The sequence below is a fragment of the Pseudooceanicola profundi genome (genome assembly GCF_050897955.1).
Lineage (GTDB): Bacteria > Pseudomonadota > Alphaproteobacteria > Rhodobacterales > Rhodobacteraceae > Pseudooceanicola.
Genome location: NZ_JBPAXZ010000001.1, coordinates 1,327,400 through 1,339,125, shown reverse-complemented (window position 1 = coordinate 1,339,125; position 11,726 = coordinate 1,327,400). Strand labels below are relative to the sequence as shown.

General features: G+C 64.6%; 12 protein-coding genes. 7 read left to right on the top strand and 5 right to left on the bottom strand.

The window, feature by feature from the left end:
• Positions 1 to 3: 3 nt before the first annotated feature.
• Positions 4 to 1,188 carry a penicillin-binding protein activator gene (locus ACRARG_RS06665; protein WP_432689209.1) on the bottom strand — a complete coding sequence of 395 codons (1,185 nt, stop codon included), beginning with the start codon at positions 1,186 to 1,188 and terminating at the stop codon, positions 4 to 6.
• Between the two features lie 110 nt (positions 1,189 to 1,298).
• On the opposite strand from ACRARG_RS06665, the gene rsmI reads away from it, so the two are divergent.
• From rsmI to gshB, 3 genes are all read left to right on the top strand, one after another.
• A complete protein-coding gene (rsmI, locus tag ACRARG_RS06660; RefSeq protein WP_432689208.1) occupies positions 1,299 to 2,291 on the top strand; it encodes a 16S rRNA (cytidine(1402)-2'-O)-methyltransferase in 993 nt (330 codons plus the stop codon).
• A 400-nt stretch (positions 2,292 to 2,691) separates the two neighbouring features.
• Entirely contained in the window at positions 2,692 to 3,147 is a 456-nt protein-coding gene (locus tag ACRARG_RS06655) for a YraN family protein (protein WP_432689207.1), read from the top strand.
• A 74-nt stretch (positions 3,148 to 3,221) separates the two neighbouring features.
• Complete coding sequence (gene gshB, locus ACRARG_RS06650; protein WP_432689206.1) at positions 3,222 to 4,157, top strand: glutathione synthase; 936 nt, start codon at positions 3,222 to 3,224, stop codon at positions 4,155 to 4,157.
• A 12-nt stretch (positions 4,158 to 4,169) separates the two neighbouring features.
• Here gshB and ACRARG_RS06645 read toward each other — a convergent pair whose 3' ends face one another.
• The 4 genes from ACRARG_RS06645 to cobU form a co-directional block, all read right to left on the bottom strand.
• A complete protein-coding gene (locus ACRARG_RS06645) occupies positions 4,170 to 5,681 on the bottom strand; it encodes a YifB family Mg chelatase-like AAA ATPase (protein ID WP_432689205.1) in 1,512 nt (503 codons plus the stop codon).
• A 62-nt stretch (positions 5,682 to 5,743) separates the two neighbouring features.
• Positions 5,744 to 6,613 carry a glutathione S-transferase N-terminal domain-containing protein gene (locus ACRARG_RS06640; protein WP_432691328.1) on the bottom strand — a complete coding sequence of 290 codons (870 nt, stop codon included), beginning with the start codon at positions 6,611 to 6,613 and terminating at the stop codon, positions 5,744 to 5,746.
• A gap of 93 nt (positions 6,614 to 6,706) precedes the next feature.
• Positions 6,707 to 7,285: a histidine phosphatase family protein gene (locus ACRARG_RS06635; protein WP_432691327.1), complete on the bottom strand. Its 579-nt coding sequence runs from the start codon at positions 7,283 to 7,285 to the stop codon at positions 6,707 to 6,709.
• A complete protein-coding gene (gene cobU, locus ACRARG_RS06630) occupies positions 7,282 to 7,803 on the bottom strand; it encodes a bifunctional adenosylcobinamide kinase/adenosylcobinamide-phosphate guanylyltransferase (protein WP_432689204.1) in 522 nt (173 codons plus the stop codon). Before cobU ends, ACRARG_RS06635 begins: the two co-directional genes overlap by 4 nt.
• A gap of 126 nt (positions 7,804 to 7,929) precedes the next feature.
• Between cobU and ACRARG_RS06625 the strand changes: the two genes are divergently transcribed.
• From ACRARG_RS06625 to ACRARG_RS06610, 4 genes are all read left to right on the top strand, one after another.
• Positions 7,930 to 8,808, top strand: coding sequence for an RNA polymerase factor sigma-32 (locus ACRARG_RS06625; RefSeq protein ID WP_432689203.1), 879 nt, complete (start codon positions 7,930 to 7,932; stop codon positions 8,806 to 8,808).
• A 148-nt stretch (positions 8,809 to 8,956) separates the two neighbouring features.
• The gene (coaBC, locus tag ACRARG_RS06620; protein WP_432689202.1) at positions 8,957 to 10,150 is read left to right on the top strand and encodes a bifunctional phosphopantothenoylcysteine decarboxylase/phosphopantothenate--cysteine ligase CoaBC; all 1,194 of its coding nucleotides are present in this window, start codon (positions 8,957 to 8,959) and stop codon (positions 10,148 to 10,150) included.
• A 55-nt stretch (positions 10,151 to 10,205) separates the two neighbouring features.
• Positions 10,206 to 10,664, top strand: a complete 459-nt coding sequence (gene dut, locus ACRARG_RS06615) for a dUTP diphosphatase (RefSeq protein WP_432689201.1) — start codon at positions 10,206 to 10,208, stop codon at positions 10,662 to 10,664.
• Complete coding sequence (locus tag ACRARG_RS06610; RefSeq protein WP_432689200.1) at positions 10,665 to 11,726, top strand: HesA/MoeB/ThiF family protein; 1,062 nt, start codon at positions 10,665 to 10,667, stop codon at positions 11,724 to 11,726.

Genomic DNA, 11,726 nt, shown 5'->3' with positions numbered 1-11,726 from the left:
GTTTCAGAAACCGAAACCGCCGAAGCTGCGCGGCGCCGGGTCCAGAACAACAACCTGACGGTTGCGGATCGTCGCGATCGCGAGGCCCCGTTCAACCACGCCGTTTCGCTGGAACCGGAAAACCCCGTTCACGCCGTTGAAACCGGCGCTCTGGGTCAGGGCGGCGGCGCTCAGCGCGTCGGACCGGCCCTGTTTCACCAGCGCACCGATCGCGGCGATCCCGTCATAGGCCAGTCCGGCCAGCGGGTGGGGGGGCTGACCATAGGCCGCGGAGTAGCGGCTGTCGAACTGAGCCGTCAGGTTGGGGTCCGGCATGGTGAACCAGCCCCCTTGCAGGCCGGGCAGATCCGCCGTCTGTGGCGGGATGTCCCAGCGGGTCAGGCCGAGGTACTGGGTGACCGTCGGGTCAACGCCTCGTTCCGGCAGGAGCTGCGCAAAGAATGGCAGGGCTGCATTGGCATTCGAGGCCAGGAACACCGCGTCGGCCGACGTGGACTGAACGGCGTTTGCGACTTCATTGGCGGCGGTGGACACGCCCTGCTGGGAATAGCCGTAGGTGACCTCTGCGACGACGGTTGCACCGGAGGCCGCGGCCGCCGAGGCAATCGCCGCGCGCCCGACCTGACCGGCCGAATTGTCAGCTGCGACCGAGACGATGCGGCGTTTGCCGCGGCTCACCGCGTAGCGGGTCAGCCGGTTTGCCGAATTTTCAAAGGTCTGGCCCAGAACAAAGACGTTGCCGCCCGCCAGCCCGGCGTTATTGGTAAAGGCGAGGACGTTGACGCCGGACGATGCCGCTTGCAGGCCCGCTGCATTGGCATTGCCGCCATAGAGGGGGCCAAGGATGATCTTGGCACCGTCCGACAGGGCCTGTCGGGTCACGGCGGCCGCCTGCGCCTCATTCCCGGCGGTGTCATAGACGGCAAGATTGATCTTGGCGCCATCGAGATCGGCAATCGCAAGCCGGGCCGCGTTTTCGAGATTCGCCGCCACAAGCGCGTCGCCGCTCGATCCGGTTTTCGGCACGAGCAGGGCGACGGTCACCGGCTGGCCGGCGACAACCGATCCGCCGGAGCCGCCGACAATATTGCCCAGGCTAACGGGCTGGCAGGCGGTCAGGGCGAAGGCAGCGGCGCAAAGCGCGATTCGGGCACTGGCCTTGCGAGTCCGGCGCAAAAGGGCAAACATAAGAAACTCCTTGGTGGCAGGCCGGGCGCCGTTGGGCCACAGGTTGATCGGACGACCCCCGGGATGTCAGTACCAGAGGATCATAGCCGCCAATGTCCGAGGATCCAGATATGAATGCGTCAAATTCCAAAGGCGGGGTGCCGGAGCTCGGATCCCGGCCTGCGCAGGGTCGCGGGGCGGCCGGCCCGGCAGGAGCGACGGCAGGAGCCGAGCCTGCGGCGGCGCCAGTGACGGGCCTCCCGGCGGGCGCGCGTCCGGCAGATCCCGGGCTGACGCTCATCGCGGTGCCGATTGGGGCTGCGCGCGACATCACGCTGCATGCGCTGGATGTCCTGATCTCGGCTGATGTGCTGGCGGCAGAGGACACACGGTCGCTGCGGAAACTTATGGAAATTCACGGGATCGCTCTGCGCGGACGGCACATTGTGGCCTATCACGACCACAATGGCGACCGCGCCCGGCCCGGGCTGCTGGCCGCCATGGCGGAAGGCAAATCGGTGGCCTATGCGTCCGAGGCCGGCACCCCGCTGATTGCCGACCCCGGCTTTGATCTGGCAAGGGCTGCGCGTGCCGCCGGATATCACGTGACCACCGCGCCGGGCGTCTCCGCCGTGGTAACGGCGCTGAGCCTGGCCGGGCTTCCGACGGATCGCTTCTATTTCGGCGGATTTCTTCCTAGCCAGGCCAAGGCCCGGCAAACCGCGCTGAAATCGCTTGTCGGGATCGAGGCGACCCTGGTTTTTTACGAGTCGCCAAACCGGCTGGTTCAGATGCTGGACGCCGCAGCAGAGGCGCTGGGGGCCGAGCGGACTGCGGCTGTCTGCCGGGAGCTGACAAAGAAATTCGAAGAAGTTCGGACCGGAACCTTGTCTGAGTTGTCCCGGAGTTTTCAACAGAGCGGCGCGAAAGGCGAGATCGTCGTCGTGATCGATCGTGGAGAGCCGCTTGTCCTTGGTCAGGAAGAGGTTTCCGGCATGCTTCGCGATCGTTTGCAGCATGGCGACAGCGTGAAAGATGCCGTGCGGCTGGTGATGAAAGATACAGGATGGGCGCGAAGGGATGTCTATCAGCTGGCGCTGGAGGTCACGAAAACGGAAAGCTGAACGTTATTTGGCCGGACGGGTGTTAGGGAAAAATTTGGTTTTTTGTGGGATGGTTCGGACACCGGTTTGAACCGTGTGACTGATTTTGCCTTCGGTCACCTCGCTTTGTCGGGGTGTCTCTCGATTTCAACTGGGGATGTCGAAACGCAGTTAAAATAAATCTGGCGGGAAAATCGGTGCGAGCAAGATGTTGGAGTAGACCATCGGTGAGATGTTTTGCCGAGGCAGGGCCAGTTGTCGCGAAAGAGCCGCGGCTTGCTACTGGTTTTGGCAATAATTTGGAAGTGCGGCCGCTGCGCAGCTCTTCCTCGATTTTGGCCGCGCGATCGGGGATTTCTTTGTAACGCGTCACCGGCCGGTCTGCGGCGGTTCAGTGTCAGGAGGAAGAAGGATGTTAGAAATGACAGGATTGCGGGCTGATCCGGGTGACGCCAATTGCAAGTCGATGGCGCGATGCGACCTCGAACCCATCCGTCCTTCCGAAGGACGCAGGCACAGGGGGCGGGTCAACGATTTGGCTGGCAGGGCCGGGGAAGACGCCGCGCTGAGGGCTTACGCGGATCTCGGCTACAGACCGGTGACCCGCAGGTGGCGCGGGCCGGCCGGCGAGATTGATCTGATCTTTAAGACAGAGAGCGGCGCTGTGCTGTTTGTGGAGGTGAAATCAGGCGCAACACATGATCGGGCTGCGGAACGGATTTCGACCCGGCAGGTGCGGCGCATATTCCGATCGGCAGAAGCCTATGTCGCAAAAGAGCCGAAAGGCAGCCTTACGCCGTTCCGGATCGACGCCTGCCTTGTGGATGCGACGGGCGTCGTCAAGATCATGGAGAATGCATTTGCGGGATTTTTCTGAACGGCCAGGTCCAGCCATTGCGCCCCGCGCAGGATTGCGCCATCAATCGCGTCGCGAAGTGACGGAGAACCGTGGTGAAAATCGCCTTTCAGATGGACCCGATCGAAACGGTCAATATTGATGCTGACAGTACATTCCGGCTGGCGGAAGAGGCGCAGGCGCGCGGTCATGAGCTGTTTTACTACCTTCCTGAAAGATTGAGCTACCAGGAGGGGCGTGTGATGGCGCGCGGACAGGATCTGCGCGTGCAGCGAGAGCAAGGACATCATGCCCAGCTTGGCGATCTGAGAGAGGTCGATCTGGCCGATTTCGATGTTGTCTGGTTGCGACAGGACCCGCCATTCGACATGTTCTACATCACGACCACGCATTTGCTGGACCGTCTTGCGGGCACGACACTGGTTGTCAACAACCCGTTCTGGGTCCGGAATTATCCCGAGAAGCTGCTTGTCCTCGATTTTCCCGACCTGACGCCACCAACGGCCATCGCCCGTGATCTTGAGACGATACGCAGTTTTCGGGCCACCCATGGCGACGTCATCGTCAAACCTCTGTACGGCAATGGCGGTGCGGGCGTGTTCCGGATCACGCCCGAAGACCGGAACCTTGCCTCGCTGCATGAAATGTTCACCGGGTTTTCCAGAGAGCCGCTGATCGTGCAGAAATTTCTTCCTGCCGTCTCGAAGGGCGACAAACGCATCATTCTCGTTAATGGAGAGCCGGTTGGTGCGATCAATCGCGTTCCGGCGGAGGGTGAAACGCGATCCAATATGCATGTGGGGGGGCGGCCGGAGAAAGTGGGGCTGACCCCGCGCGATCTGGAGATCTGTGCCACGATCGGGCCGAGGCTGCGTGAAAAGGGACAGATTTTTGTGGGGATCGATGTGATCGGTGACTGGCTCACCGAGATCAACGTGACCTCGCCCACGGGCATCCAGGAACTGGAGCGGTTCGATGGCGTGAATATCGCCGAGAAAATCTGGCTCGCGATTGAGGCGCGGCGCGGATAGAGCTGTCGCGTCTCAGGCGCTGCCAATCGCCAGCCTGTATCCCAGTGCCTCGGCAATGTGGTGGGCCCTGACCTGCGGGTCGGCTTCGAGATCGGCGATGGTGCGGGCCACGCGCAGGATGCGGTGATAGCCGCGGGCGGTGAAGTTGAACTTTTCCGCCCCTTTGCGAAGCAGATCGCGACCCTCGGCATCGGGCGTTGCAATCTCTTCCAGCAGTCGCCCTTCGGCATCTGCGTTCAGCCTCGCATTTGGGTGGTCACGGAACCTTTGCCGTTGCAGGTCACGTGCTTGGGCGACCCGTTTCGCGACGGTGGCGGAGGTGTCGCCCGTGGCAGGCAGGTCGAGATCGGTAAAGTGGATCGGCGGCGTTTCCAGCCGAAGATCGATCCGGTCCATCAGCGGCCCCGAAATTTTGTTGAGGTAGTCCTGCCCGCAGGCCGGGACCCGGGCGCAGGCGCGGGACGGATCGGGCAGGTAGCCGCATTTGCAGGGGTTGGCGGCGGCGATCAAAAGAAACTTGCTGGGGTAGCGGATATGGGCATTCGCGCGGGACACCAGAATCTCTCCGGTTTCGATGGGCTGGCGCAGGGTTTCGAGCAGGCTGCGCGGAAATTCCGGCATTTCATCAAGGAAGAGCACGCCGTTATGGGCAAGGCTTATTTCACCCGGGCGGGAGCCGCGTCCGCCGCCTGTCACGGCGGCCATGGAGGCCGTGTGATGGGGTGTGCGGAACGGGCTGCGGCGTGATATGCCGCCATCGCGCAGCAGTCCGGCCAGGGAATGCACCATGGATGTCTCAAGCGCTTCTTCGGCTGTGAGGTCAGGCAGGATTGTCGGCAGGCGCGCGGCCAGCATGGATTTTCCCGAGCCGGGCGTGCCGCAGAGCAGCATGTGGTGGCGCCCGGCAGCGGCGATTTCAAGCGCACGTTTGGCACGTTCCTGACCTTTGACATCGCGCAGGTCGCGGGTCTGGTCCGGGGTGAAGGCCTCGCCCGGGCGGGCGGCGGCGATGGGGGCCTGTCCGGTCAGATGCTGAACCAGCGCCGTCAGGCTTGGGGCGGCAATGACCTCCGTCCTGTCAATCCAGGCAGCTTCCGCGCCGCAGGCTTCGGGGCAGAACAGGCTGCGGTTGTCCTGAGCTGCGGTCACCGCGGCAGGCAGGCATCCCAGGACGGGAATCAACGTGCCGTCGAGAGACAGCTCGCCCAGGGCGACGGCGCCGGCCACGGTATCATGGGGCAGGACGTCGATCGCGGCGAGCAGGGCCAGCGCGATGGGCAGGTCGAAATGGCTGCCTTCCTTGGGCAGATCGGCCGGGGACAGGTTGATTGTGACGCGGGAGGAGGGCAGGGCAACCTGCATGCTGTTCAATGCCGTGCGGACCCGATCACGGGCTTCGGACACGGCCTTGTCGGGCAGGCCCACGATGGAAAACGCGGGCAGGCCGGGCGTCACGGCGCATTGGACCTCGACCACGGTCGCGTCAATTCCCTCGAATGCGACGGTATAGGACTTGGTGATCATCAGGTCTCCGGCCAGGTGCAGTGACAGCTAGCCGGAGAACAGGTTGACAGATGGTTAACGGCTTAGCCCAGCAGAGCCATGAATTTGGGAAATGCCTCGGGATCGCGGACTGTCTTGTCGCGGCAGACAGGGTTGCAGAACCCGAAGACGCGGCCGTCAATTTCCAGAAGATCGGTTACGGGACGTCCCGAATAGGGGCAGGCGGTGTTTTCCGGTTCGCCGGACTGAACCGCTTTGGCCGGCCGTGGCGCGGGCCCGGGCCAGGGCTGCGTCGGAAGGTCACGCGCATAGGGGACCGGATCGTAGTCGACCGTCAGTCCTTCGGCCCGCCAGCGACGGAAGGCCGGATCGGCCAGTGTGGTGTCTACATAGGCTTGCGCGACGGGGCCGACGGGCAGGCCATAGCCGGCGATCCTGGCGCAGACCGGCGCGTAGAAGGCGTCGGCAAGGCTGTAGTCGCCAAAAAGCCAGGGGCCCTGCGCTCCCAATGTTTCGCGCGCCCGGGACCAGAGCGTTTCGATCCGGGCGAGATCGGCCAGCACTGCGGGCGCGGGCTGGTAGCCTTCGTAGCGATGCAGCAGTTGCATGGGGCAGTCCGATCTGAGCGCGGTAAATCCGGCATGCATTTCCGCGCTGATCCAGCGGGCAAAGGCGCGGGCGGCCGGGTCGGACGGCCAGAGACCCGCCTGGGGGTTCTCTTCGGCCAGCGTCTCTGCCATGGCGAGCGTTTCGCCTATGACGGTGCCGGCGGGCGTCTTCAGAACCGGGACGAGGCGGGCGGGAAAAAGCGGTTCAAGATCGGCGGCCATTGTTCCGGAGTACAGCCCGACGAGCCGGGTCCGGAACGGGAGCCCGAATTTTTCCAGCATCAGCCAGCCTCTGAGCGACCAGCTGGAGAATGCCCTGTCTCCGATAAACAGCTCGTATTGCATGTCTTTTCTGTCCCCTGTCGGTGTCATTTCAAGTTTCGCCAAGTCTGGCGCGCCGTCCGCGCCTGGCAAAATGAAACTTTGTTCCGTTCGGGATCAGAAACGGTGATTGACCCGTTCCACCGACCAGCCCCTGTCATCCAGCGCGAGGCTGGTCACCGAAAGGTTGTCGATCTTCTGCCCCAGGGCCGTTTCGGGGGGCACGTCCAATGCGCGGCGGAGCTGAGTCAGGATCATGCCGAAATGGCCGACCACGACGATGTCGGCACCGCGATACTGGGCATGAAGTCCGTCAATGGCCGATGTGACGCGTGCCTCGGCCGCGTGCCAGCTTTCGCCGCCGGGGGCTGCAACGGAGCCGGGGCTTTCCCAGTACCGCCGGCTGAGCTCCGGATGCGTTTCGGCGGCCTGTGAGAAATGCAGCCCGTCCCAGTCGCCGAAATCGAATTCGCGAAGGGCCGGATCATGGGGCAGGCGCCGGCGGCCGTCCGCAATGGCGTCGGCTGTTTTGACAGCGCGGGTCAGGTCGGAGGAGATCACAATCGCGTGGCCAGGCAAACCCGCGCTCAGCCTGCCAAGCGCCGGGGTGTCGGAGAGATCGGCCGGAACGTCGCGCCAGCCCACCAGTGTTTTCTGGTGCGTCGGGCCGTGGCGAACAAGGTGAAAGCGGGTCAGGGCATCTTTCCTTTCAGCAGGTTCGGCAGGCCGGCGACGACATGAACAACCGTCTCTGCCCGGGCGGCGAGCCGGATGTTCAACCGGCCCTGCGCTTCGCGGAAACGGCGGGCCAGGGCATTGTCGGGAACGATGCCCTGACCGACCTCGTTCGACACGATCACCACCGGGGCAGGGCAGGATGCCAGGGCGCCGAACAGCGCTTCCTCTTCGGCGGCCAGGTCTCGGTCCTCCAGCATCAGGTTCGTCAGCCAGAGGGTCGCGCAGTCGATCAAAACGGTGTGATCGGGGCTGGCGTGATCCAGCGCGCGGGCCAGATCGAAAGGTTCTTCGATTGTTGTCCAGCGGTTGCCGCGTGCCGCCACATGGGCCGCAATTTTCTGAGCCATTTCAGTATCAAAGCGCTGAGCCGTGGCAATGTACAAAGGGTCGCCGCCACATGCCAGGGCGAGCGTTTCGGCGATTGTGGATTTGCCGCTGGCGGCACCGCCCAGCACAAGTGTGACGCCTTGTGTCAATTAAATGCTCCTGTGCCGTGAACCAATTCCGGTTTCATGCGTATACTCCATGTAAGCACGAACAAGCCAGTGATGGCGCCGGGTTCTTGCGGCTGCCGGAACCGGGGTCACCACACAGGGGGCACTATGGCACTGGATCAATCCAACGACTTTTCACTTTCCCGACGCGCGATGAAAGCCGAGCTGCTGGACGCGGAGACAGAGTTTTCTCTGGCCTATGCCTGGCGCGACCATCGGGACGAAGCCGCGCTGCACCGGCTTGTGACCGCCTATATGCGGCTGGCGATCTCGATGGCGTCGAAATACCGGCGCTACGGTGCGCCGATGAACGATCTCATTCAGGAGGCCGGTCTGGGGCTGATGAAGGCTGCGGACAAGTTCGATCCCGACCGTGGGGTTCGGTTTTCGACCTATGCGGTCTGGTGGATCAAAGCATCGATTCAGGATTACGTCATGCGGAACTGGTCGATGGTGCGGACCGGGTCGACCTCTTCGCAGAAGTCGCTGTTTTTCAATATGCGCAGGGTGCAGGCCCAGATTGAACGGGAAGCGATGGCGCGGGGGGAAAATCTGGACCGGCATCAGCTGATGCAGATGATCGCGACGGAGGTCGGCGTGCCGCTGCGCGATGTTGAGATGATGGACGGGCGGCTTTCCGGGTCCGATTTCTCGCTGAATGCGACGCAATCGGCAGAGGATGAGGGCCGCGAGTGGATCGATACGATCGAGGATGAGAGCGATCAGGCCGCGCATAAGGTGGAGGCGGACCACGACCGGACCCGGCTTCGTGGCTGGCTATCGGGCGCGATGGGGGCACTCAATGATCGCGAAACACTGATCGTGACGGAACGCAAACTGCGCGATGCGCCGCGGACGCTGGAAAGCCTGGGCGAGGAGCTAGGGCTGTCCAAGGAACGGGTGCGACAGCTGGAAGCCGCGGCCTTCAAGAAAATGCGCAAGCATCTGGAAACGCAGGGGGCGGAGGCGGCAGGCCTGCTGAACTGACGTCCCTTCGATGGTAATCTTATGCGTGCGGGCCGGATCTTCCGGCCCGTTTTGCGTTGCGGCCCTGTCGGCTTGTGTCCGCCCGGGGCGCGGCCTACTGTCGCCTCGGGCCGTGGAAACAGGGTCGAGGACGCAGACGGGGACGGGGATGCTGTCGGGCAAGACCATATTGCTGATCATCGGGGGCGGGATCGCTGCCTATAAGAGCCTCGATCTGATCCGGCGATTGCGGGATCAGGGGGCGGTGGTGACGCCGGTTCTGACCCGCGCGGCGCAGGAATTCGTGACACCGCTGAGCGTTGCCGCGCTGGCGGGGCGCAAGGTCTATACCGACCTCTTCGATCTGACCGACGAGGCGGAGATGGGGCATATTGAACTGTCCCGTTCCGCCGATCTGATCGTGGTGGCCCCGGCCACGGCCGATCTGATGGGCAAGGTTGCGGGCGGGCTGGCGGATGATCTGGCCTCGACCCTTTTGATGGCAACGGATACGCGGGTGCTGATGGCGCCCGCGATGAATGTGCGGATGTGGGAGCATCCGGCCGTGCAGCGGAATGTGGCGCTGCTGAAAGGCGACGGGGTGCTCTTTACCGGGCCCAATGACGGGATCATGGCCTGTGGTGAATTTGGCCCCGGCCGGATGTCCGAAGTGCCGGAGATCGTGGCCGCCGTGCAGGCCGCGCTGGTGAGCGGGCCGCTGCAGGGCAAGCGAATCCTCGTGACCTCGGGCCCCACGCATGAGCCGATCGATCCGGTGCGGTATATCGCCAACCGGTCGTCGGGGGCGCAGGGGACGGCGATTGCAAAGGCGCTGTCGGGTCTGGGGGCTGATGTGGTTTTTGTAACCGGGCCCGCTGACGTGCCGCCGCCCGAGGGTGTTTCGGTTGTGAAAGTGCAATCGGCGCGGGAGATGCTGGAGGCCGTTGAGGCCGCGCTGCCGGTCGATGCGGCGGTGATGGCGGCGGCCGTGGCGGACTGGCGGGTGAAATCGGCGTCGGGCTCGAAGATCAAGAAGGTGTCGGGTGCGCTGCCGGTGCTGGAGTTCGAGGAGAACCCGGATATTCTGGCGACCGTGTCGCAGATGGCCGAGGGCCGTCCAGGGCTGGTCGTGGGCTTTGCGGCGGAGACGGATGATGTGGTGGCCCATGCGACGGCCAAGCGGGCGCGCAAGGGCTGCGACTGGATCGTCGCCAATGACGTGAGCCCCGAGACGGGGATCATGGGCGGGGCGGAGAATGCCGTCGTGCTGATCACGGCAGAGGGGGCCGAGGACTGGCCCCGGATGAAGAAGCAGGATGTGGCAGACCGGCTGGCGGAACGGATCGCGGCGGCCTTGAGCTGATCCGGGCGTTGCGCGGGCGGCGGGGTTTGCCTCCGGCGGGAGTATTTGGGCCAAGATGAAGATCGAAATTGAGTGGACCGACGGGGCGGACCGGGAGATCGGCCTGCCTTTTTATGCAACGGCAGGGGCGGCTGGGGCCGATCTGCGGGCGAATTTTCCGGATGGGTCGCGCGGCGGGCTTGTGCTGGCGGCGGGGTCGCGGGCGCTGGTGCCGACAGGTCTGCGGATGGCGATCCCGGAGGGGTATGAGGTGCAGGTGCGGCCACGATCGGGTCTGGCGCTCAAGCATGGTGTGACGGTGGCGAATGCGCCGGGGACCATCGACAGCGATTATCGCGGAGAGTTGGGCGTGATCCTCGTGAATCTGGGGGATGCGCCCTTTGTCGTGACCCATGGCGAGCGGATTGCGCAGATGGTGGTGGCGCCGGTGGTTCAGGCGGAGCTGGTGGTTGTCGAGACGCTGGACGAGACCGCGCGCGGCGCGGGCGGGTTCGGGTCAACGGGGCGCGGGTAGATGCTGCTGGTTCTGGCGCTGGTCGCCGTGATCTGGGGCATGGGCGCGCTGGCGGGCATGCCGGTGCGGCTGCGCTGGATCCTCGTCGTGTGTCTGTGGCTGGCCGTGGTGCTGGCGCAGCTGGTGCTGCCAGAGGGGAATGGGCTGCGGCTGGCCACGGGCGGGTCCGCGGCGCTCTGGCTGATGGTCGGAGCGGCGGTGGTCTTGGTTCTGGCCTATCGGGCGGGGCTGCGCTGGCTGAAGGCGCGGGCGCATGTGGCGGAGGAGGTGGCGCCGGAGGGCCCGTTTCGGGATGCGGAGCTGACCCGGTACGCCCGGCACATCATCCTGCGGGAGGTTGGCGGGCCGGGGCAGGTGAAGCTGAAGCGGGCCAAGGTGCTGGTGATCGGGGCCGGGGGGCTGGGATCGCCCGCCATTATGTATCTGGGGGCGGCGGGTGTCGGCGTGATCGGGGTGGTCGATGACGATACGGTCGATGCGTCGAACCTGCAGCGGCAGATCATCCATCACGATGGCGATATCGGGCGGGCCAAGGTGCAGTCCGCCGCAGACCGGGTGCGGGCGCTGAACCCTTTTGTGGAGTTTCGCCCCTATCAGCGGCGGCTGGCGGAGGCCGAGGCGGAGGCGCTGTTTGCCGAGTATGACCTGATCCTCGACGGGACGGACAATTTCGAGACGCGCTATCTGGCGAACCGCGTGGCGGTTGCCCTGGGCAAGCCGCTGATCTCTGGGGCGCTGACACAGTGGGAAGGGCAGCTCTCCGTCTTCGATCCGGCGCGCGGGGGGCCCTGCTATCGCTGTATTTTCCCGGAGGCGCCGGCGCCGGGCCTCGCGCCCTCCTGCGCGGAGGCGGGGGTGATCGGGCCTTTGCCCGGCGTTCTGGGGTCAATGATGGCCGTGGAGGCGGTGAAGGCGATCACCGGGGCGGGCGCGGTCCTGCGGGGCGAGATGCTGATCTACGATGCGCTCTGGGGGGAAACCCGCAAGATCGGGCTGAAGCCGCGCGCGGACTGTCCGGATTGTCAGGGCAGGGGGCTGGCGGCGAGCGCGGGGGGCGCTTAG

What these genes read in the sequence shown, in the direction of transcription:
- ACRARG_RS06665 (WP_432689209.1), bottom strand. Translation starts at nt 1,188, where the DNA reads ATGTTTGCCCTTTTGCGCCGGACTCGCAAGGCCAGTGCCCGAATCGCG.
- rsmI (WP_432689208.1), top strand. Translation starts at nt 1,299, where the DNA reads ATGAATGCGTCAAATTCCAAAGGCGGGGTGCCGGAGCTCGGATCCCGG.
- ACRARG_RS06655 (WP_432689207.1), top strand. Translation starts at nt 2,692, where the DNA reads ATGACAGGATTGCGGGCTGATCCGGGTGACGCCAATTGCAAGTCGATG.
- ACRARG_RS06645 (WP_432689205.1), bottom strand. Translation starts at nt 5,681, where the DNA reads ATGATCACCAAGTCCTATACCGTCGCATTCGAGGGAATTGACGCGACC.
- ACRARG_RS06640 (WP_432691328.1), bottom strand. Translation starts at nt 6,613, where the DNA reads ATGCAATACGAGCTGTTTATCGGAGACAGGGCATTCTCCAGCTGGTCG.
- ACRARG_RS06625 (WP_432689203.1), top strand. Translation starts at nt 7,930, where the DNA reads ATGGCACTGGATCAATCCAACGACTTTTCACTTTCCCGACGCGCGATG.
- coaBC (WP_432689202.1), top strand. Translation starts at nt 8,957, where the DNA reads ATGCTGTCGGGCAAGACCATATTGCTGATCATCGGGGGCGGGATCGCT.
- dut (WP_432689201.1), top strand. Translation starts at nt 10,206, where the DNA reads ATGAAGATCGAAATTGAGTGGACCGACGGGGCGGACCGGGAGATCGGC.
- ACRARG_RS06610 (WP_432689200.1), top strand. Translation starts at nt 10,665, where the DNA reads ATGCTGCTGGTTCTGGCGCTGGTCGCCGTGATCTGGGGCATGGGCGCG.